21 protein-coding genes are annotated in these 21097 nt (G+C 62.8%); 13 read left to right on the top strand and 8 right to left on the bottom strand.

Translation table 11 applies throughout. The features are described 5' to 3' along the window. The first annotated feature begins 299 nt into the window (after positions 1 to 299). On the top strand, positions 300 to 1193 hold the full coding sequence (locus GNZ12_RS30345) for a LysR substrate-binding domain-containing protein (protein WP_172315825.1): 894 nt from the start codon (positions 300 to 302) through the stop codon (positions 1191 to 1193). A gap of 43 nt (positions 1194 to 1236) precedes the next feature. On the opposite strand, the gene GNZ12_RS30350 is transcribed toward GNZ12_RS30345, so the two are convergent. Both GNZ12_RS30350 and GNZ12_RS30355 read right to left on the bottom strand, forming a co-directional pair. Next, positions 1237 to 2319, bottom strand: a complete 1083-nt coding sequence (locus GNZ12_RS30350; protein ID WP_172315826.1) for a calcium:proton antiporter — start codon at positions 2317 to 2319, stop codon at positions 1237 to 1239. A 424-nt stretch (positions 2320 to 2743) separates the two neighbouring features. Continuing rightward, positions 2744 to 3112: a BON domain-containing protein gene (locus GNZ12_RS30355; RefSeq protein WP_172315827.1), complete on the bottom strand. Its 369-nt coding sequence runs from the start codon at positions 3110 to 3112 to the stop codon at positions 2744 to 2746. A gap of 405 nt (positions 3113 to 3517) precedes the next feature. On the opposite strand from GNZ12_RS30355, the gene GNZ12_RS30360 reads away from it, so the two are divergent. Together GNZ12_RS30360 and GNZ12_RS30365 are read left to right on the top strand one after the other, a co-directional pair. Next, positions 3518 to 4162, top strand: coding sequence for a DNA-3-methyladenine glycosylase (locus GNZ12_RS30360; protein WP_172315828.1), 645 nt, complete (start codon positions 3518 to 3520; stop codon positions 4160 to 4162). Between the two features lie 275 nt (positions 4163 to 4437). After that, the gene (locus tag GNZ12_RS30365) at positions 4438 to 4782 is read left to right on the top strand and encodes a DUF4148 domain-containing protein (RefSeq protein ID WP_172315829.1); all 345 of its coding nucleotides are present in this window, start codon (positions 4438 to 4440) and stop codon (positions 4780 to 4782) included. Positions 4783 to 4989: 207 nt separating this feature from the next. On the opposite strand, the gene GNZ12_RS30370 is transcribed toward GNZ12_RS30365, so the two are convergent. Next, positions 4990 to 5433, bottom strand: a complete 444-nt coding sequence (locus GNZ12_RS30370; protein WP_172315830.1) for a CBS domain-containing protein — start codon at positions 5431 to 5433, stop codon at positions 4990 to 4992. 281 nt (positions 5434 to 5714) lie between these two features. Here GNZ12_RS30370 and ribA point away from each other — a divergent pair, with 281 nt between their 5' ends. Next, a complete protein-coding gene (ribA, locus tag GNZ12_RS30375) occupies positions 5715 to 6365 on the top strand; it encodes a GTP cyclohydrolase II (protein ID WP_074289994.1) in 651 nt (216 codons plus the stop codon). 438 nt (positions 6366 to 6803) lie between these two features. On the opposite strand, the gene GNZ12_RS30380 is transcribed toward ribA, so the two are convergent. Beyond that, positions 6804 to 7736, bottom strand: coding sequence for an NmrA family NAD(P)-binding protein (locus GNZ12_RS30380; protein ID WP_172315831.1), 933 nt, complete (start codon positions 7734 to 7736; stop codon positions 6804 to 6806). 208 nt (positions 7737 to 7944) lie between these two features. Here GNZ12_RS30380 and GNZ12_RS30385 point away from each other — a divergent pair, with 208 nt between their 5' ends. The 3 genes from GNZ12_RS30385 to GNZ12_RS30395 all read left to right on the top strand — a co-directional run bounded on the left by GNZ12_RS30385 (position 7945) and on the right by GNZ12_RS30395 (position 11155). Then, complete coding sequence (locus tag GNZ12_RS30385; RefSeq protein WP_172315832.1) at positions 7945 to 8880, top strand: AraC family transcriptional regulator; 936 nt, start codon at positions 7945 to 7947, stop codon at positions 8878 to 8880. 105 nt (positions 8881 to 8985) lie between these two features. Then, a complete protein-coding gene (locus GNZ12_RS30390) occupies positions 8986 to 10080 on the top strand; it encodes a triacylglycerol lipase (RefSeq protein ID WP_172315833.1) in 1095 nt (364 codons plus the stop codon). A 4-nt stretch (positions 10081 to 10084) separates the two neighbouring features. Continuing rightward, on the top strand, positions 10085 to 11155 hold the full coding sequence (locus GNZ12_RS30395; RefSeq protein ID WP_172315834.1) for a lipase secretion chaperone: 1071 nt from the start codon (positions 10085 to 10087) through the stop codon (positions 11153 to 11155). A 28-nt stretch (positions 11156 to 11183) separates the two neighbouring features. On the opposite strand, the gene GNZ12_RS30400 is transcribed toward GNZ12_RS30395, so the two are convergent. The 3 genes from GNZ12_RS30400 to GNZ12_RS30410 all read right to left on the bottom strand — a co-directional run bounded on the left by GNZ12_RS30400 (position 11184) and on the right by GNZ12_RS30410 (position 13399). Then, on the bottom strand, positions 11184 to 12011 hold the full coding sequence (locus GNZ12_RS30400; RefSeq protein WP_172315835.1) for an anti-sigma factor family protein: 828 nt from the start codon (positions 12009 to 12011) through the stop codon (positions 11184 to 11186). Continuing rightward, a complete protein-coding gene (locus GNZ12_RS30405) occupies positions 12008 to 12526 on the bottom strand; it encodes a sigma-70 family RNA polymerase sigma factor (protein WP_172315836.1) in 519 nt (172 codons plus the stop codon). The genes GNZ12_RS30400 and GNZ12_RS30405 overlap by 4 nt, the downstream gene beginning before the upstream one ends. 144 nt (positions 12527 to 12670) lie before the next feature. Further along, complete coding sequence (locus GNZ12_RS30410) at positions 12671 to 13399, bottom strand: anti-sigma factor family protein (RefSeq protein ID WP_172315837.1); 729 nt, start codon at positions 13397 to 13399, stop codon at positions 12671 to 12673. A 258-nt stretch (positions 13400 to 13657) separates the two neighbouring features. Between GNZ12_RS30410 and GNZ12_RS30415 the strand changes: the two genes are divergently transcribed. The 3 genes from GNZ12_RS30415 (at position 13658) to GNZ12_RS30425 (ending at position 15669) form a co-directional block, all read left to right on the top strand. Further along, positions 13658 to 13927, top strand: coding sequence for a DUF4148 domain-containing protein (locus GNZ12_RS30415; RefSeq protein ID WP_172315838.1), 270 nt, complete (start codon positions 13658 to 13660; stop codon positions 13925 to 13927). Positions 13928 to 14041: 114 nt separating this feature from the next. Then, positions 14042 to 15133: a catalase family peroxidase gene (locus GNZ12_RS30420; RefSeq protein WP_172315839.1), complete on the top strand. Its 1092-nt coding sequence runs from the start codon at positions 14042 to 14044 to the stop codon at positions 15131 to 15133. Next, positions 15130 to 15669 (top strand): cytochrome b, encoded by a 540-nt coding sequence (locus GNZ12_RS30425; RefSeq protein WP_172315840.1) that lies wholly within the window; start codon positions 15130 to 15132, stop codon positions 15667 to 15669. Before GNZ12_RS30420 ends, GNZ12_RS30425 begins: the two co-directional genes overlap by 4 nt. Here GNZ12_RS30425 and GNZ12_RS30430 read toward each other — a convergent pair. Further along, positions 15666 to 18170: a GcvT family protein gene (locus tag GNZ12_RS30430; protein WP_172315841.1), complete on the bottom strand. Its 2505-nt coding sequence runs from the start codon at positions 18168 to 18170 to the stop codon at positions 15666 to 15668. The genes GNZ12_RS30425 and GNZ12_RS30430 overlap by 4 nt on opposite strands. A gap of 188 nt (positions 18171 to 18358) precedes the next feature. On the opposite strand from GNZ12_RS30430, the gene GNZ12_RS30435 reads away from it, so the two are divergent. The 3 genes from GNZ12_RS30435 to GNZ12_RS30445 form a co-directional block, all read left to right on the top strand. After that, positions 18359 to 18760, top strand: a complete 402-nt coding sequence (locus GNZ12_RS30435; protein WP_172315842.1) for a type II toxin-antitoxin system MqsA family antitoxin — start codon at positions 18359 to 18361, stop codon at positions 18758 to 18760. 115 nt (positions 18761 to 18875) lie between these two features. Next, entirely contained in the window at positions 18876 to 19709 is an 834-nt protein-coding gene (locus GNZ12_RS30440) for a DeoR/GlpR family DNA-binding transcription regulator (RefSeq protein ID WP_235993929.1), read from the top strand. A gap of 212 nt (positions 19710 to 19921) precedes the next feature. Further along, the coding region (locus GNZ12_RS30445; protein WP_172315843.1) for an SWIM zinc finger family protein at positions 19922 to 21097 on the top strand (1176 nt) is incomplete at its 3' end.

The raw sequence follows: 21097 nt of genomic DNA on the forward strand, positions 1-21097 counted from the left end.
ATCCAGTGGCGTATCGGGGTTAACGTCCATGATTGTTTTACGCGAGCGGGCTCGGGGGAGGTATGAGGAAAGCTCGGTTCTGGTGCGGTGCCCGGCAGGTTTTGCCCTGAGTCGGTGCACGCGGGCGCGCCTGAGCGGGAATCGACGGCCAGGTCATGAGCGAAATGCATGCGCATTTGCCCCGCGCAACGCGTGCGGGAATTTCTGATCGCGTATCCTGTGGGCTCAATGGGCGTGACGGCACGCAACGCCGCATACTCACGCAATGATTTTTTCTGATCTCGACTGGACTCATCCCGATGCGACGTCTCCCGCCGCTCAACGCGCTGCAGATTTTCGAAACCGTCGCGCGGCATCGCAGCTTTACGCGCGCCGCTGACCATCTATGCCTGACGCAAGGCGCGGTCAGCCGGCAAATCATCGCGCTCGAGGATTACTACAAGTTTCCGCTCTTCAAACGCCATGCCAAAGGGCTGACGCTGACCGCCGAAGGCGAATTGCTGCTGCCGGCCGTGAAGGAGAGCTTCGCGCGTATCGAGGAGATTTCGCTGCGTCTCACGCGTCAACGCACCGATCTCGCACTGAAAGTGCCGACCTGCGTGATGCGCTGGATGTTGCCGAAAATCATGCGCTTTCAGGCCGAATATCCCGAGCTGCACGTTCAGATCACCACGACCTGGCAGCACGACGTTGACTTCCAACTCGAGCCGTTCGATGCGGCGATCATCTATGGCTCGTCGCCGGGTGTGGACGTGCAGGCGGTGCCCTTGTTCGAGGAGCGTCTGACGCCGGTGTGCGCGCCCGATCTGCTGAAAGACAAACCGCTGGACGAGGTGGCGGATCTGGTGCGCCACACGCTGCTGCATCCAACGCGTGATCATCGCGACTGGAAGATGTGGCTCGCCAAGGTGACCGAGGTGGATGCGGCGAATACACAAGGTATCGACGCCGAGCACGGCCCGAGCTTCGACACGCTCGACATGGCAACAAACGCCGCCTTGCAGGGTTTCGGTGTCGCCATCAGCGACCTTGCCTTGATCGACGAGGACGTCGCGGCCAAGCGCCTCGTGCGGCCGTTCGATACGGTGCTCAAGACCGGCTGGCGCTATTACTTCGTGTATCCGGATTCAGTCGCGCATCAGCAGAAGCTGAATCTGTTTCGTGACTGGATCGCAGCGCATTGGGAAGAGTAGGAGGAGCCCGTTGTGTCGCAGAGCGCGGGCCCCAGGCTTTGCGTCAGGGCGCGAAAGACAGAAACAGATACGCCGCGAACAACGACAGATGCACGGCGCCTTGCAGGATCGTCGTGCGCCCGCTGCTGAGCGTCAAGGTGCCGACGACCAACGTGAGCATCAGCAGCACGGTTTCCTTACCGTCGATACCGAGTATGAGCGGCTGAGCGGTCCACAAAAACACGGCGGCGACCGTTGGAATGGTCAGCCCGATACTGGCCAGCGCCGAGCCGAGCGCGAGATTCAGGCTGTTCTGCAAACGATCGGCCCGCGCCGCGCGCACGGCGGCAAGTCCTTCGGGTAGCAGCACCAGTGCGGCGATGATAATGCCGACCACCGCCGGCGGCGCACCCGCGTTTTTCACTGCGATTTCGACCACCGGTGAGAGCACCTTCGCGAGCAACACGACGGCGACCAGGCACACCACCAGCAAGCCGCCGGCTGCCAGCGCGACACCGGAACTTGGCGGAGCGGCATGGACATCCTCGTCGGGGACGTCGGCAAGAAAGTAGTCGCGATGCCGCACGGTCTGGACGAACACGAACACCCCATACAGCACCAGCGACGACACCCCGGCGAATGCCAGTTGCGACGGCGACAAAACCGGGCCGACGCTGGTCGTCGTGTAGTTCGGCATGACCATGGTCAACACGGACAACGACGCGAGCACAGCCAGCGCGGCCGCAGCGCCACGACTTTGAAAGTCCTGCTCGCGATGCCGGATGCCGCCCACCAGCAGGCAAATGCCCACGATCCCATTGCAGACGATCATCACCGCGGCGAACACGGTGTCACGCGCGAGGCCGGCCTTTTCGGGGCCGGACGTCAACATGACCGAAACGATCAGCGCGACCTCGATCACCGTCACGGCCACTGCCAGCACCAACGTGCCGAACGGCTCGCCGACGCGATGCGCGACCACTTCCGCATGGTGCACCGCCGTGAACACGGCTGCGCACAGGGCGACCCCAATCAGCGCGAGCAGCAGTCCGTTCTCCGGCAGGGCGTACGCCACGCCCAGCACGATCCAGGCGACGAAGGGCGCGGCAATGGTCCAGCGGGGCAAAACGGTCGCGGGCGTGGTCATTCGGGGCTTCCTTTCGTTGCTTGTTCTCGTTGTTCGTATGGGACTGACGCGGTGCGCACGGATGGGCGCCGGTGAGATATCGAGCGGGCGCGAATGCTAACCCATCCTGTCAACAACGCATCCTAACGCTTTAAATTATAAAGGATAGTTCACGGCGGACGAGGCTTTGTCAGTCTGCGGGGTGAATTGTGCCGACGCCGTGGCAAAGGGGGTAAGGCAACCGGCGGCTGTTCAGTATCTGAAGGACTGAGCCACGCAGGATTGCGTGAAAAATGCGGCGCGGTTTCGATGGATGAAACACCATCGATCCAGAACAGCGGGGTTGGCCGCTTCATGAAAGAGAAACCGGAAGTTCCGGTCCGGACGCGCCGCCTCGTGATGACGCGTTGCGTCCGGGTGTAGGGCTAGGACGGGCTAACGCAGATTACTGTCCGACCGGACGGATCGACAGTGCGTTCTTGACCGACGTCACGCCCGGCACGGCTTGCGCCGCCTGGGTGGCGAGGTCGACTTGCGGCTGCTCAGGTACTGTGCCGGCCAGCGTCACTGCGCCGCCACGCGCGCGCACGGTGATGTTGGTCACGCTCAGGCCCTTGGTCTTCGACAGTGCGGTGCGCACTTTGCGTCCCAGCGCACGGTTGGCTGCCTTGACCGACTTGGCGCTAGGCGCCGACGAAGCCGCCATCGGGGCTGCCGGCGTGGCGGCCGCATCGCTGCTTTGTGCGTAGGCACTGACAGACGCCAGAACGATCAGCGCGCCGCCTACCATCTTGATTGCCTGGAATGCTTTCATTCAACTCTCTCCTATTGTCATGAATACGACGGCCCCGGGTGGGGCCGGTGTACTGCACCAGCGGGTACTGCGGGATCAAATCTGAATGGAACGCTGCTGCGGGCCGTGCAACTTCTTTCAATCTGTAAGCGGATGGGGCGGGCCTAAGCACACGCATGCCGGCAAAGGCTGTGCTGCAGGCCGGAAACACACGATACTCCAATTAGTTCCATGGTGAATGCGCCGCTGCCTGGAAATGAGGTTTAGATACAACGAATGGGCCGATGAAGGCAGGCCGATGGCGCTCTACCGCTTGGTGCGGCGCGGCTGGCACGCCCGTCAACGTGTGTGCTGCGCATCGGTCGCGCCTCCCTCGAACCCTGCGCTTTGCGCTTCACAACACGTTTCACAACAAGTCCGGACCCCATGCCGAATCAGCCGCTGCCCATTCTTCCATTGCTTCGTGACGATTTGCCGCTCGATGCGGTCGCGCTGGCGCGCTTCATGGTCGGCAAATACCTCGTGCACGACCTGCCCGAAGGCCGTATCAGCGGCCGGATTGTTGAAACTGAGGCGTATCCGGTCGGCGATTCGACGAGCCACGCGTTTCTAGGCCGCCGTGCCTATAACGGCTCGATGTTTCTCGCCCCCGGACACGCGTATATCCGGCTGACATACGGGCTCTCGTACATGCTGAATATCTCCGCCGAAGCGGAAGAGATCGGCGCCGGCATTCTGCTTCGCGCCATCGAGCCGCTGGAAGGCCTGCCTCTGATGGAAGCGCGGCGCCCCGGCGTGCCGCTGCGCGACCTCGCGCGCGGTCCCGGCCGGCTCACCATGGCCTTGGGCATCGACCAGTCGTTCGACGGCCGTGATCTTTGCGCCGGGCGCGATCTGTGGATCGGGGTGATCGAGACGGGGGATATACCAATTGGCGTGACGACGCGTATCGGCTTGTCGCGCGAAATGCATCGGCCACTACGATTTTTCGAACCAGGCAGCGCGTTCGTCAGCGGGCCGCGAAAACTGTTGCTGCCGCATGCAGACGCTTCGACGAGTGCGCGAATTTGACCCTCGGCAGCAAGCAATGCAGCAAAACACACTCAGTGCGGGCGCATTGTCGAAACATCAGACACAAAGGGTTACGATCCCGACAATTATTACGATAAAGCTAGGGCTTCAATTGTTCCAGGCGGTAGATTTCGCTGAATTCTTGCGTTTTGAGCAATTGTATATCTCGCAATTAAGGGTTTTCCCTTGATGATTGAGTGACTAGACTGAAATCACTCGCTTCCCACATCGTGTGGCAGGGGAAGCAAAAAAACCAGGTCTGGAGGTAAGTCATCATGAAATCGCTCATCAAGGCAGTCGCCATTGCAGCCGTTCTCGCCGCCCCGGTCGTTGCGTTCGCTCAGTCGAACGACCAGCCCGTGACTCGCGCTGAAGTCCGCAATCAATTGATCCAGCTGGAACAAGCCGGCTACAACCCGGGCGCGAGCAACGACCCGAACTATCCGGCTGACATTCAAGCCGCTGAAAGCCGTGTGCAGGCGCAGAACCCGGCCGTCGCGCAGACGCAGGAACCGGTCGCGAATACCAGTGGTTACGGTGGCGCGGTGAGCGGTTCGTCACAGTCGGGTGGCGTGCTACAGCCGATGTCCGGCCCGAAGTCGGTTTATTTCGGTAACTGATTCAGGTGGTAGCCGGCTGGTGTGGCCGGCTGTTCACTTTGTGCCGCCAGCCGAACGAATCCGCGGCGCCGCGCAGCGTCGCGGTCCAGAATTCAAGAACCTCCGCTGCCGCAAGGTAGCTTCGCCCAAGCTTTTTTCAAGGATTGGGCTTTTTTTGCGCCCTGTTTCGACCGCGTGCGACAGGCGACGTGCGCCTGGCGGCGAACCTCAAGGCCGTTCGCCGTGGATATAGAACTCGAGTTGCTGAATCGTGAATTGCTGCTCGGCGATGATGTTCTTCACCAGGTCGCCGATCGATACCATGCCCACCAGCCGGTCGTTATCGATCACCGGCAAGTGGCGCATGCGCCGTTCGGTCATCAGCGCCATGCAGTCGTCGGTGGTCTGGTCGGGACGGACGAAGCGCACGGCTTTGGTCATGATGTCGCGCACCGGCGTGGCCTTTGACGAACGGTCCATCAGCACGACTTTGCGCGCATAGTCGCGCTCCGTAATGATCCCGGCGATGCTGTCGCCATCGGTCACGACCAGTGCGCCGATGCCTTTTTCAGCCATCAGCTTGATCGCCTCGTAGACGGAATCGTCGGCCTTGACCGTGAAGACGGTGGTGTTGTGCGGTTTCGTTTTAAGAAGCTGTGCAACGCTTGTCATGGAGCGGCTCCGTTTCGCAGTGCAGCACGCCGATGCGGCGCGCTGTCGTGAGGGACAGGCCATTCCAGTATAGGCCCGACGCGCTGTCGAAGTACTTCGGGAATACCTGTGGCGCGTGGCACGTTTTACCTGGATTAGCGCTGGCGAGTGGCGCCGCGCCGCGGCGGTTCCTTGCGCGTCGCATGGACATCCGGGTGCTGTTCGCCGATTAGCGGTAAACTCCCAGTCCATACCTTATCCCCGGTTTGATCGGGTTCATGTCAGCACCACTGTCCAACGCCATGCTCACGTCTCACGATCCGTCGCCAGCAGCAGACGGCGCAATCAACGGCGAGTGCGTCATTCTCGACGCTACCGCCACGCTCCCCACGCGCTACGGCACGTTCACCTCCTACGTGTTTCGTGTGTGCGAAAGCGGCGCCGAACATCTCGCGCTCGTAATGGGCGACGTCGCAAACCAGTCGTCCGTGTTGACGCGCCTGCACTCCGAGTGCCTGACGGGCGACGTGCTCGGCTCGTATCGCTGCGATTGCGGCGAGCAGCTCGATCTGGCGCTGCGTTATATCGCGGCCGAAGGCTGCGGCGTGCTGCTTTATCTGCGCGGCCACGAAGGGCGCGGCATTGGCCTGTCGAACAAGATTCGCGCGTATGCGCTACAGGAGCAGGGCCGCGACACCGTCGAGGCTAATCTCGATCTCGGCTTGCCCGACGACTCGCGCGAATACGATTCGGCGGCGGGCATTTTGCGCACGCTCAAGGTGACCTCGGTGCGCCTGATGAGCAACAATCCGGAGAAATTCGACACGCTGTCGAAGCATGGTATTCCGGTATGCGAGCGGGTCGCGCTGGCGATTCCGATGCGCGAGGAAAACGAGCGTTATATCCGCACCAAACAGTTGAAGTTTGGGCACTACTTCGACGAGAACGAATAAGCGGCGCATGCGCGCCGGCCGTCTGGTGCAAACGGCGGCCGGTGCTGAAGCGTCGATTTCGTCGATCTGTTGCGTTAGTGGGCCTGCGGCCTTCGCGGTGTCTGCGGCGTATCTACGACGCATCGAACCGAGCCTGGCCGACTCAAACCCCAAGCCGACCCAAGCCCTTGGCCGAGCCAAGCCAAGCCAAGCCGGGCCGAATTGCAGCGAATCAGAACAAGCCAAAGTCGTCGTTGCTATCGGGAATCGCGTTGAGCACGTCCCGAAGCGCTCGCCAGCCTACCAGTCCCGCGAGACTTGCCGAGATTGCCGTCCAGTAGCGGGCGTTCGTGGTCGCGTGCGTTCGCGGGCTTCGATGCGCCGCGCTTTTTCGCGACGCCATCGATGTGCGCAGTAATGGGCAGGTATGCATGCCGTTCCTCCTCTTGCGAGTGCCGATTAGCGTGCCGCCGCAGTTGGGGTGGCGGTTGTGGTTGCAGTTGAAGTTGCAGCGGCGCGCGCCAGGATCGCCGCAAACACGCCCGCTAGCGCGGTCGCGCCGAAGCGCCGCTCGCTGATCTCCGTTTCGACGTCGATGCGGCCCGCGTTGTGCGCGTCGTACAGATCCATGATGAGATGCGTATGGTTCTCGCCAAGCCCCGCGTCATGGAGCATGGCGGCCCATCCGTCACGCGGCACTGCGAGGGCCGTGACCTGACGATGCGCCAATTCACCGAGCGTGCGTGCGACGTCTAATGGGCTAACGCGAGCATCGCCTTCGATACTGACCACCCGCGGTGACGTCTTCGCCGGTCTGTCGTCGAGCAGGAGTTCGGCGGCCAGCAGGCCGACATCCTCGGCGGCGACCGTGGGAAACAGCTTGCTCAACGGATGATGCAGCGTCGGCAGTACGCCTCTCGCGAGCGCAATCGGTAATACGCGGGCCCAGTTGTGCATGTGTTCCGCGGCGCGCAGAAACGTCAACTGCGAGGCAACCGGCGCGAGTTGAGTTTCGAGGTAGTGAAACAGCGTTGTGATACCGGTGCCGCTTGCGTGTTCCGCGCCGTAGTCCGAGAGCGCGAGCAGGCGTTGCGGCGGGTTGGCGAGTAACGCCTTCGCGCTCGCGTCGATCATGCGGCGCATCTCGGCCCCGGGATCTGCGTGTGCGCGCGGCACCGGGCACAGGATCTGTACCGCGTAGGCGCCTTCGATAGCGCGCGCGACCGAGGCTGGATCGAGCAGATCCGCGACGGCGATTTCACAGCCGATCTCCGCTAACACTTCACCTTGCCTGTTGTCACGGACCACCGCGCGCACTTCACGGCCCGCCCGGCGCAATGCCGCGGCGCTCACTCTGCCTACATTGCCTGCTGCTCCAAAGATCACAAACACGTTGAGCTCCTGACTGGATCGGTATGCCGTCATCTTAGGGAGGCGGGGAGTGGAAAACGCGCGGGCACGGATCGTGGTGCGCAGATTCGGATGATTGTTTTCTCCTGCGGCAGCGCAGCATGCGCGTTGAGACGGTGCGAGCCCAAGCAAAGCCGCGAAAAACGCAGGACAATGCACACTCGTTGGCCGCCATCTACCAGGGGAACACATGAATGCCGTGACACCGATACCGCAGCCGCACACTGGTTCCCGCATCGCATTGCGCTCCAGCAAGACGCTCGGCTGGCAGGGCTTCGGCGCGGAGTTGGTCAACGTGTCGGCCGGGCTGCACCGGATTCCGGCGCTCAAGCATCATCGTGTGGGCGTGCATGTCGGCGCGCCGGTGAAGGCGCGTTGCATATGCAGCGAGCGTCGCCTCTCGCGGATTCAGGCGCATGGCGATGCCGATGTGATTCCCGCTGGCGTTGACGGACAGTGGACCGATGAATCCGCCTGCACGATTTTCAGTGTGTGGATTGACGAAGACTTCGCGCAGAGGACCGTCGAGCAGTTGGAATTGAAAACGAGCGAAGCGCAGCTTCGTCCGCAGTTCCAGATGCGCGATCCGCGCTTTCAACATCTGGCCTGGGCGTTACGCGCCGAACTCGAAGCCGATGATGCGTCCGATCCGCTTTACGCCGAAAGCCTGTGTACGGCGATGGTGGTACGGCTGATCGCCAGCGCGCCGGTGCTCGACAAGCTCGAAAACAAACGCCGCATGCTTGCGCCGAAGACCGCTACTCGCGTGATCGAGTTTATCGAAGCGCACCTGGATCAGCGCCTCACGCTTGGCGAACTGGCTGCGCACGCCGAGTTGAGCGTGCCGCATTTCAAGGTGCTGTTTCGCGAAACGCTCGGTATGCCGGTGCATCAGTATGTGGTGCAGCGGCGCGTGGAGCGGGCCAGAGCGCTATTGCTTCAAGGCAGGCTGAACGCGAGTCAGATCGCACTGGAGACGGGCTTTGCGCATCAGAGTCATATGGCGCATTGGCTGGGGCGGTTGTTGGGGGTGACGCCGCGGGAGCTGGTCAAGTCAGGCGCGAATCCCAGCAGCATTATCGAACTCGAATCCTTCAATGCCCGCCGCATCGCCACACCCCGCTAAACCTTAAAAACGCACCGCAGCATAAATAGTTTGGAGTTCCCGCTCTATTGCCCTCACTCGATTTGTATAGCTAAATACGCGGACTTCGCAACCGGAGGCCGTCACATGTCGAAATCGAAGGGTTCTCGCATCGTCGCCTGGGCGATCGCTGCTGCTGTTGTCAATGCTCCGCTCGCCGTTCTTCTGACGCTTGCCACGCCAACCGGCATGGATCGCGCGGTCGCCGCGACGTCAAACACCAGCACCGACGATTACGCGGCAACCCGCTATCCGATCATCCTGGTACATGGCCTCACAGGGACCGACAAGTACCTCGGCGTGCTCGACTACTGGTACGGCATTCAGTCCGACCTCCAGCAGCACGGCGCAACCGTGTATGTGGCGAACCTCTCGGGCTTTCAAAGCGACGACGGTCCGAACGGCCGCGGCGAACAGTTACTCGCTTACGTGAAGCAGGTGCTTGCCGCGACCGGCGCGCAGAAGGTGAACCTGATCGGCCACAGCCAGGGCGGCTTGACCTCGCGCTATGTCGCGGCGGTAGCGCCGGAACTCGTCGCTTCGGTCACGACGATCGGCACGCCGCATCGCGGCTCGGAATTCGCCGACTTCGTGCAGGACGCGTTGCAAAAGGACCCAACCGGTCTCTCGACACCGATTATCGGCGCCTTTGCGAATATATTCGGCATCCTGACGAGTAGCAATCACAACACCAACCAGAACGCGGTCGCCGCGCTGCAAACGCTGACCACGGCTAACGCGGCGGCATACAACCTGCGTTATCCGAGCGCTGGACTCGGCGCGCCCGGTTCGTGTCAAACCGGCGTGGCAACCGAAACCGTCAACGGCAACACGCATCTGTTGTACTCGTGGGCGGGCAGTGCGATTCAGCCGACCTCGGTGTTCGGCATTCCGGGCGCCACCGACACCAGTGTCGCGCCGATCGATGCGGCTGACGTGCTCGATCCGTCAACACTCGTTTTGTACGGCACCGGCGCGATCATGTTGAGCCGCCAGTCGGGGCAGAACGACGGCCTCGTCTCGGTGTGCAGCGCGCTCTATGGCAAGGTGCTCGGTACGAGTTACAAGTGGAACCATCTCGACGAAATCAACCAGTTGCTCGGCGTTCGCGGCGCGAATGCAGCGGATCCAGTCGCGGTGATCCGCACGCAGGCAAACCGCCTGAAGACACAAGGCGTGTGAACGGATGCGGCGATGGGATCGGCAGCGGGGCAGTGCGCGGAGTCAGTGGCTGATTTTCGTGGCGGTGGGTGCGGTGTCGGCGGGCGCTGCGTTATGGCTGAACCACCCGCTGCCCGCGCATGATGCGTCAGTGCTGCACGTGGTGAATGCAGCGAGTTCTGCGCAACCGGCGCTCGCTTTGAACAAGGACATGGCAGCCGGCGCGTCGATGGCCGGCGCATTGCCCGCTTCGCTCGACGGTTCGACGCCGCCGCATCTGCCAACCGATGGACACGGCCACCTCGCGCGCACGCGCGCGGTGCGCGACTTCTTCGATTATTTCCTGACGACGCAAAACGAAATCTCCTCCGCAACGCTCGACGCCTTGGTGCGTCGCCAGATCGCCGCGCAACTCGACGGCACACCGGCCGCCGACGAAGCGGTGAACGTCTGGCAGCGCTACAACGCATATCTCACGGCGCTCGACCAGTTGCCGCAAACCTCCTCGACGCAAAGCCAGAGCCCGAGCCAGAGCGGCGCAAAGCTGGACCTCGACGCGCTGCAACTCTCTCTCGACCAGCGCGACGCGTTAGGCACCCGCTTGATGGGCGAATGGAACGAACCGTTCTTCGGCGCTGAATCGCAGCAGCAACACACGGATTTGGCGCGCCTGCGCATCGCGTCAGATAGTTCGTTGAGCGCCGCGCAAAAAGCGGCACGTCTCGCTGCGCTGGACGCGGCACTGCCGCCGGAAACACGCGCGGCCCACGAGCGTGCGCGCCAGCAGCAAGCCGCACTCGACGCGATCGGTCAGGCGCAAAAGCAGGGTGGTTCGCTCGATACGCTACGTGCGCAGATCACGCAGACACTTGGGCCTGAAGCAGCGCAACGTGTCGTGCAGATGCAGCAAGCCGACGACGCCTGGCAAGCCCGCTACGCGGACTACTCGAACCAGCGCGCACAGATCGACAAGCAGGATTTACCGCCTCAGCAACGCGATGCGCAGATCTCGCAACTGCGTCAGCAGTTCTTCACCAATCCGAGCGACGCGATGCGCGCCGCGTCGCTCGATCGCGACAGCGGTTCAGCGAACTGAACCCGCTATCGCGACGTGGCGTGGCATCTCAACCCGGCGCGGCACCCGTCAACTGCGAGTACACGTCGTGCGACAGTTGCAACAGCTGCTTGCGATCGATCCCACCTGACACCGCATAGCCAAAGTCACCGTCGACCCAGTAGAAGACGTTCACCGGCCCGTCCTGATACAGCTTGAACGCGGTGGTGTTCGCGTTCACCTGACGATGCGAAATGCACAGCGTCACGCGTTCGCCGTTTGGCCCGCGATACATGAACTGCGCGGTCGGCCCATCGGCGCCCGGCAACAGACGGCCGCCGGACAGGTTGAAACCGCTCTTCGACAGAATCGGCGGATGCACATTGGTGCCGAGCCGGTTGGACAGCCACTGCACGAAATCCTGTTCGTGATTGGCATTCATGTCGGCCGGACGGTCGACAGCGGGCATATAAACCACATGCGCCACCGCGGCTTGCCGTGCGAAACCTTCGGCGCTATCCAGGCTGACAGGGCGCGTATCCGAGTGGCCGGTGACCGGCGCGACGACGTCCTGCCCCATATGCGTGCCTATGCCGATGCCCACGCCCGTCACCAGCGCCGCGGCCATCCCGGCGAACTGCGGCCAGTTGGCGGCAATGCGCCAGCGGCGCCCTCTGGCCGAAGGCGTCTGCAGGCGTTTGGGCACGGGCTCGCTCAGCACGCGGTCGTAGCGTTCATGGAACATGTTGTTCAGCGAAAAATAATCGCTGATGCGCGCCGCCAACTCGGGGTTCTGTTCGAGCGCGCGCTCCACCTCGACGCGTCGTTCGTCGGACAGCGTGCCGTCCACGTACGCGTGCAGATCTTCTTCGCCGATCGGCGTGTGTTGGTCGCTCATCGCACCACCTGTAATTTTGCACCGGGCTGCTTGCCCGCCATCAATGCCCGAAGCCGCTCGCGCCCGCGCGAAAGGCGCGACATCACCGTGCCGATCGGAATGTTCAGCGCGAGGGCCACGTCGGCGTAGCTCATTTCCTCGAGACCGACCAGCAGCACGACTTCGCGCTGCTCCATGGGCAAACGCTGCAACGCGTAGTCGAGGTCGCGCATTTCCAGCGAACGGGTCTGATCGGACGGCACGGCAAATTCGCTTTCGTGGACGCTGTCGTCGTCGACCGCCACGTGGACGGCGCGCGCCGAAGCCTTGCGCGCCTGATTGGCGAACACGTTATGCATGATCGTGAACAGCCACGCACGCAGGTCGGTGCCCGGCTGGAACATGCCGGTGCGACCGAGCGCGCGTTCGAGCGTGTCCTGAACCAGATCGTCGGCGAGATCGCGATTGTTGATCAGCGCTCGCGCATAGCGCCGCAAGCGCGGCACATGCTCTATCAACTCGTCACGGACATCCATTTTTCATCCCAATCGTGGGGCTTCGCGTGGGCCGCCGGGTGGGCGGCCGTCGATTGAACCACCACGCGCATTCGAGGTGCAAACACGCGTGGGCGCATTTTATTCCGTTGTTTTTTAGAGCGTTGCGAAAAAACTGGCAACGGCTTACCGCACGGTCATGACGTCGGCGGCGCGCATCAGGCCGTGGGTGCGGGCGTCGCCGGCGACCACGAAGTGCTGCCGCTGCGCCGTCCAGGTCAGCAGGCGGATCTCGCCGATACGGCGGGCGGCCCACTGCGGCTGGGCCGGCGCCAGCAGCGCCAGCGTGGAAATCAGCACGACGGGCCGGTTGTCCCCGTTCAGATAGACGAATTCGGTGGCGCGTTGGAATGGGCCGAGCGATAGAACCCTTTGATCCACGAGTCGCAATCCGATTGCTGCGAGGTTGGGTGCGGACACGTCGGTTCGCGTCGGCGAGGCGGCGGAATACGGTGCGGCGGCGGATTCTGCCAGCGCCATCACAGCGGCATTGTTGAGCGCCTGACGGGATGCCTGGGTGGCGGCAAGCCAGCCGCTCACGGCCACCAGCGTCAGAACGAGCGCCGCGAGCGCTTTGGCCGCCTTGCCCGGACGCCTCGCGGCCTTCAACCGGTAGAGCGTGCCGCGCCATCCTCCTTCCGTACGGTTCGAAACGTGTTCGTCAGTTGTCTGGAAGGCCTGCTGCATTTGCGCGTTCAGCCTGCCGTAGAAGGCCACCCGGCGCGCCTCCGCCGGATCCTTACCCAGATAGTCCTGCAGAAACGCGGCGCGTTCCGGCGTCAGCGTGCCATCGGCATAGGCCTGGATGTCGGCTTCGGAAAGCGGCGAGTCGGAGGGGGCGTCGGTTGAGGTCATGGTGTCGGCGTTCGTCGGATTTCAGCTATCGAGTGGCGAACACATGCGGGACCGCGTTTATTCCATGCTCTTCTCGCGCTTTTTTCGATGGGGTCGCCACGCCGCTATGACACAGCCGAACGACGAGTAAACCCGTTCTCACGCTGTTTTCTTCCGCGTTCGAGAGATGTTTTTTCTGAAGTGAAAACGCAGGAATAAAAACTCGCGGAACGTGGTTCTCCCTCATGCAAACCCGCACAAAACTCACTGGAGTTCATCATGAAGAAAATCACTTTTGCCGCGTTGTCCCTCGTCGTTCTCACCGCTTCGTCGAGCGCATTTGCAGAAGGTAAGACACGTGCTCAGGTGTACCAGGAATTGATCGAAGCCCAGCAGAACGGTCTTGACTATGTGACCGATGCATCGTATCCGGATGTGAGTCCCGTCTTCGCGCAGCAGGTCGCGCACCACAAGGAAGCGCTTGCTGCACAGGCGGCCGCCGCGAGCCATGTCGCGAACGGCAGTGCGGCGATGGGTAACGCCAATTGAAGGGATCGATATCCGGCGCGCGGCGCGAACGGGCGCGCCGGATATCGAACGGAATAGATCGCTGAATTCAGTGTTCACCGATGAGTGCATCTTTCCGAGCGTCAAGGAGTCGTCGTGACAAAACCATCCGTTCCCAATTCTGATCCCCTATGCGTGCCATGCCGGCTCGCCGCGATCGGCGCCGTCGTCGCGGTCCTTGCCGGCGGCTTCGCCTATACGGCGGGCTGGCTGACGCCCGCGCGGCTTACTGCGCCGCGTTTCATCAATACGTTCGAAGCGGTGGCCGGCCAGCCGCATCCCGGCTACCGCCGCAACCATGCAAAGGGCCTGTGCGTAGAGGGGTATTTCGACAGCAATGGCGACGGCGCGGTACTCTCGCGTGCCGCCGTGTTTGCGCCCGGCCGCACGCCGGTCATAGGCCGCTTTGCGGTTCCCGGCGGCAATCCGTCCGCGCCCGACACGAGCTCGCCGGTGCGCAGCATGGCACTGCTGTTCCAACTGCAGAATGGCGAGCAGTGGCGAACGGGAATGAATTCGACACCTGTATTCGCTGTTCATACGCCCGAGCAGTTCTATCAGCAACTGGTTGCGGCGAAACCCGATGCCGCGACCGGCAAACCGGACCCGGCGAAGCTGAAGGCGTTTTACGCCGCGAATCCAGAAACCAAACCGTTTCAGACCTGGGTGAAAGCACATCCGCCGTCATCGAGTCTGGCGAACGCCGCGTACTACAGCATCAACGCATTCCGGTTTACCGATAGTGCGGGCAATACTCGCGCCGTGCGTTGGGCGATGGTCCCTGAAACGCCGTATGCGCCGATCTCCGATGCGCAAAAGGCAGAGAAGAATTTCCTCGCGGCCGACCTCAACCAGCGCCTGCAAAGCGGACCGTTGCGCTGGCATCTGATCCTGACGGTCGCGCAGCCCGGCGATCCCATCGACGACGCGACGATGCAATGGCCCGACGATCGTCAGCATATCGATGCCGGCACGCTGGTGATCGATCACGCGATGTCGCAGGAGGACGGTACGTGCCGCGACGTCAATTTCGATCCGACCATCTTGCCGGTGGGCATCCGGCCTTCGAACGATCCGTTGCTTGCCGCACGCTCGGCTGCTTACGCGCTGTCGTACAAGCGCCGCACGCGCGAAGAAGCGTTGCATCCGGCGATCCACCAAACGCAGACAAACGGAGGCCAGTCATGAAGCAGACGCAAGCACATTTCAGTCCGCTCGCGCGAGCCCTGCATTGGACGATGGCGCCGCTGATCATCGCGATGCTGTTCGTCGGGGTGGGGATGGTTGCGACGGTGTCGCATGCGCATAGCACGCTGATCGCAATTCACAAGCCGCTCGGCATTGCGCTGCTGGTGTTGGTGGTACTGCGCGCGAGCGTGCGCATCAGGCGCGGCAGTCCGCCGCTGCCGGCAGACATGCCAGCGCCGCAGCGCATCGCCGCCAGGCTGTCGCATCTCGTCCTTTATGCGCTGATGGTGGCGATGCCGTTGATCGGCTGGGCGATGCTATCCGCAGCGGGATATCCGATTACGTTATATGGACCGCTGCATTTGCCACCGATTGCGCCGCACAACGTCGAACTGTTCGCGGTACTGCGCGCACTGCACACATGGCTCGCATTCGCACTGTTCGCCACGGTGCTGTTGCATCTCGCGGCGGCGCTGTTTCATGGTTTGATCCGCCGCGATGGGGTGTTTTCGAGTATGGCGCGTGGCGCGCGTTAGCGCTTCACCCGTTCCGAGCGCGGATCATAGGGCGCCTTCAGATGCACGGTCGCCGGCAGCAGATCGCCGGCAACGTCGATCATGTATTGACCGCCGTTCAGATACGCCGCATCCGCCACGCCATCCGGATTGTTGATATAGCCCATCGCCACCGGACAGCCGAGCGTGTGGCCGAACGCGGCCGAACTGACGAAACCGACCGGCTTGCCGTCACGGAGAATGGCTTCGCCGCCCCACAGCATGCGATCCGCGGCGCCGTCAGCGGTGAGCACCACCATACGGCGGCGCAGCGGTTCGGCACGCAATTTCAGCAACGCATCCCGGCCGCGGAACGGGATGTCTTTATCGAGCTTGCAGGCGAATGACAGACCGGCTTCGAACGGATTCGTATCCGGCGTCAGCTCACGGCCCCATGCGCGATAGCCTTTCTCGATGCGCAAAGAGTCGATCGCGTAGTAGCCCGCGTTGACGAGACCGAATGCCTTGCCCGCTTGTTGCAATGTTTCGTACACGCTGAGAGCGAACTCGACCGGCACGTACAGTTCCCAACCGAGTTCGCCGACGTAGGTCAGGCGGGTGGCGCGCAGCGTCGCGTAGCCGAGATCGACCTCGCGGCTTTGGCCGAACGCGAACGCCTCATTGCTCCAGTCCGCCTTCGAAACGCTTTGCAGCAACTCACGCGAACGTGGGCCCATCACGGCGAGCACGACGTATTGGCCGGTGACGTCGACCAGCGTGCAGTGTTTGTCGTGCGGAATTGCTTTTTCGACGGTGTCGAAATCGCGCGTGGTTTGCGCGGTGCCGGTGACGAGCAGGTATTGATCGTCGGCGAGGCGCGTGAGCGTGAAATCCGATTCGTAGGTGCCGCGCTCATTGAGCATGCCGGTGTAGACCGTCGTACCTGGCGGCACGGCTACGTCATTGGCGACGATGCCTTGCAGCACACCTTCCGCATCGCGTCCTTTGACGAGAAATTTGGAGAACGACGTCATGTCGAATAGCGCGACGCCTTCGCGACACGCGTGATGTTCGGCGCCGCTCCACGGCAGCCAGTTCTGCTGGCCGAACGCGTAATCGATCTGTGCTTCTGCCGGCGTCGGCGCGAAAAAGTTGGCGCGCTCCCAGCCCATTTTGCTGCCGAAGCAGGCGCCGTCGTCACGCAGCAGCGAATACAACGGCGAGCGGCGAAATGGTCGCGCGCTGTCGAGTTCGCGATTCGGCCACGGCATCGCATAGTGCAGACCGAGCGTTTCCTTTACGCGATCGTGCAACCACGTGTCGTTGCCGTTAAAGCGCGCAAAGCGGCGGATGTCGACCGGCCACAGGTCCATCGTGGGTTCGCCCGCGACGATCCATTCGGCGAGCGCCATACCGGCGCCGCCCGCCGACGCGATTCCCATCGAATTGAAACCCGCGCCGACGAAAAAGCGCCGCAACTCCGGCGCTTCGCCGAGCATGAAGTTGTTGTCCGGCGTGAACGATTCCGGACCGTTGTAGAACTGCTTGACCTGCGCCGTTTCGAGCGCGGGTACGCGCTGCAGCGCATTTTCCATCAGGATTTCGAACTGACCCCAGTCGTCGGGCAGCAACTGGAATTCGAAATTCTCCGGGATGCCGTTCATGCCCCACGGCTTCGCGTTCGGCTCGAAGCCGCCCATCACGAGGCCGCCCACTTCCTCCTTGAAATAGATGAAGCCGTCCGGATCGCGCATCACCGGCAGGTCCGGGTGCACGCCGGCGATGCGTTCGGTGACGATGTAGTAGTGCTCGGCCGAGTGCAGCGGCACGGTCACGCCGCACAGGCGGCCGATCGCCTTGGCCCACTGGCCCGCGCAATTCACGACGATGTCCGCGTCGATCGTGCCTTCTTCGCCGTCCTTGTTGCGCCAGGTGAGGCCGCTGACTTCGCGTGCGCCTGTCGTGCCGTTTGCCTTGTCTTCGAGGGCGGTGCGCGTGTGAATCGCCGTGACGCGCGTGTTCTCGACGATGCGCGCGCCGCGCGTGCGGGCGCCGCGGGCAAGGGCTTGGGTCAGGTCGGTGGGATTCGCTTTGCCGTCGCCGGGCAGCCAGACGGCGCCGAGCAGGTCGTCGGTGCGCATCACCGGCCATAGATCGCCGGCTTCCTGCGGGCTGATCACGTCGCAGGCCACGCCGTAGGCGCGCGCGACGGCGGCGGTGCGCTTGAGTTGCGTCATCCGCTCGGCCGTGCGGGCCACCGAGAGCGAGCCGCATTGCTTCCAGCCGGTCGCAAGGCCGGTGTCGGCTTCGAGTTCGGCGTAGAGGGCGGTCGAATAGCGGATCAGTTTGGTCATGCTTTCCTGCGCGCGCAGTTGGCCGACGAGCCCGGCCGCGTGCCAGGTCGTACCGCACGACAGTTGGCCCTGTTCGAGCAGAACCACATCGCTCCAACCCAGTTTGGTGAGGTGATAGGCGACCGAACAGCCAATGATGCCGCCCCCGATGATGACAACGCGCGCGTGGGTGGGGATGGGTGTGGACATGTGTTGGAATGAGTTGAATTAATGCGCGTAGATTGCAACAAAATTTGGCAAAAAGCAACGATCGATTTGACTGGTGCGGGATCCAAAGGTGGTGGCGGCTGCGTCGGCAGCAGACGACAACGCCGCCTTTTTATAACCAAGTAGGTTAATATCGACGGGAGAAGTGGGTCATTCAAGGAGTGGTGAGCATGAAATGCCCGAACTGCGGAGCGGCCGAGCTGGTGCGCGATACGCGCAATATGCGCTATGTCTATAAGGGGGAGACGGCCATCTTCGAAGCCGTCACTGGCGACTATTGCCGGGCATGCGAAGAGGCGGTGCTCGACATGGACGAGGCGACCCGCACGAGTCAAATGATGCTGGCCTTCAACAAGGAGGTAAATGCATCGCAAGTGGATCCCGCATTCATTGCCGCCGTACGCAAGAAGCTTGATTTGGACCAGCGCGAGGCAGCGGAAATTTTCGGCGGCGGGGTGAACGCTTTTTCGCGGTACGAGAATGGCAAGACCAGGCCGCCGCTCGCGCTCATCAAACTGTTGAAGGTGCTGGATCGGCATCCGGAGTTGCTGGCGGAAGTGAGGGCGGGCTGAGCTTTAGTGTCGTTTTAGTGTCGTATATGTGGTTTTGTATGGGAATGCGTTGGGATTTCTTGGCGAACTATGAGGTGTTTGCTAGACTGGGCGCCGTCATCCCGGTCTCCACCCCATGTTCTCCACCCAACGCCAAGCCGAAATTCTGCGACTCGTCCGCGAGCAGCGCACCTGCACGATCACCGATCTTGCCGGCCGCTTCGAGGTTTCCGACGAGACCATTCGCCGCAATATCAAGCCGCTGATCGCCGACGGACTGCTCATCAAGGTCCATGGCGGCATCATGCTGCCCGAGCGGCTCGACGAGCCGCCGTTCCAGCGGCGCATGGTGGCAAGCCGCGCGGGCAAGCAGGCGATTGGCGCGCGCATCGGCGAACTCGTGCGGGACGGCGACTCGCTGATCCTCGAGGGTGGTACGACCTGTCTGCATATCGCTCAGGCGCTCACGGCGCGTTCGCGGCTCACAGTGGTGACCAATTCCATCGAAGTGGCCCGCGTGCTGGCACCGCGCAACGGCAATCGGGTGTTCATCGCGGGGGGCGAACTGCGCGCCGACGACTCCGCCGCTTTTGGCGACAGCGTGCTGGCCTTCCTGCGCCAGTTTCACGTGCGTTACGCGATCGTCTCGGTCACCGCGATCGATATGCAGGGCCGTTTCATGGATGCGCTGCCCGCCGACGTGGCGTTTTCGGTTGCCGCCTTTGCGCAGGCTGAGCGGCGCGTGGTCGCGGCGGATCACGCGAAATTCGGTCATAGCGCGCTGGTACACGCTTTCGGCCCGGATTCGGTTGATCTGCTGGTCACCGACCAGGCGCTGGCTCCTGCGCTTGCCCAGATGTTTGCCGCAGCGGGTCTGGAAGTCAGCGTCGGCGCGCTTGCGCAAGGCGGCGCCGAGCCGGACGCTGGAAACGGTAATCGGGTCGGCCCACCCACTGACGCGGCGCGCTAGTCCTGCCACGCCATCTGTCCCTTAGGCCGCCTTCAAAGCCAGCAACAAAGCCGCCTCCACAGCCTACTGCGTCCAACGCGTAAAATGGCGGGTTACCACGGGCAATCTATGCGGGACCGAAACTGCGCGGGCAGTTGCCATTCATCGCCTGCCGCGCCGCTTCTGCGTCCACGCAGCGTCGCCTTCGCCGGCTTGAAAAGGAATGGACCCTGATGTCGTCAGTTTTCTTCGATCGGGAACGGATTACGGAATGGCTGGGTGACCACACCGTCGCCAAAGCGCGCTCGGTCGGCGCCGTCACGAAGGTGGAGTGGCGTGGCGACACGCTCAGTGGCTACGTGCAAGGCACGCGCGTGCTGCCCTACCACACGCGGGTTCGGTTTCGCACCGATGGCGGCAGACCGTGGGCGCAGGGCGACTGCAGTTGCCCGGTCGGCCGCAACTGCAAGCATGTCGCCGCGCTGCTGCTCGCCGAGCTCGAGTATCACGATGAGATGGACCACATCACCCACGTCGACATCGACGCCGATGAGCACTCACCCGCCGGCTACCCGCAGGCGCCGTCCGGAACGGCGGTGCAGCCGTCGTCCGGTGTGCGCCCCGAACTGGTCAGCTGGCTGGAGCGTTTTCGCGCGCGCACCGAGGCCGCCGATGCGGTCGCCCAGAAGGCGGGCGCCGCGCGCACCCAAACGCTGGCCTATCTTCTGAACTGGTCCAAATTCCACATGCGCCATGAGGTCGTGTTGTACCGGGCGCGCTGCCATCCGGACGGCACGATTGTCGAAGTCGACGAGCCCTGGGGCAATGTGGAAGCGGCCTTGCTCAAGCAACCCAAATTCGTCTCCGACGAAGACCTGTCGATCCTGCGCGGCTTGTGGCTGGGCCGCTCGCGCGAGGACTTCGGTCAGTTCATTCTGCGCGGCACGAGCGGCGCGGAGATGCTGCAAAAGCTGATCGCCACGGGGCGCCTGTTCTTCGAGCTCAAACCGGCGCCAGGCCGCGAGGTGCCGACTCCGTTGTCGCGCGGTACCGATCGGCCCGGTCGGATCGAATGGGAGCCGCTCGCGGACGAACGCCTGCGGCCCGTGCTGTGTACCGAGCCGCGCGCCACCATGGTGCTGCCCACCGAGCCGGTCTGGTATGTGGACGGCGTCGGCAATGAAGCGGGCATCGTCGAGTCGTCGCTGCCGTTCCAGCAGTTGCCCGATTACCTCGCTATGCCGCCGATCTCGCTCGCCGAAGCGCCGCTCGTCGCCTCGGTGCTGCGCGAGATTGCGCCCGATCTGCCGTTGCCGCCCACGCACGACGCCTCCGCGATCCGTGTGATCGACGTCGATCCCGTGCCGGTGCTCACGCTCAACAGCCATGCGCTGCCGTCTACGGCCAAG

It is taken from the genome of Paraburkholderia solitsugae, from assembly GCF_013177695.1.
GTDB classification, from domain to species: Bacteria; Pseudomonadota; Gammaproteobacteria; order Burkholderiales; family Burkholderiaceae; genus Paraburkholderia; species Paraburkholderia solitsugae.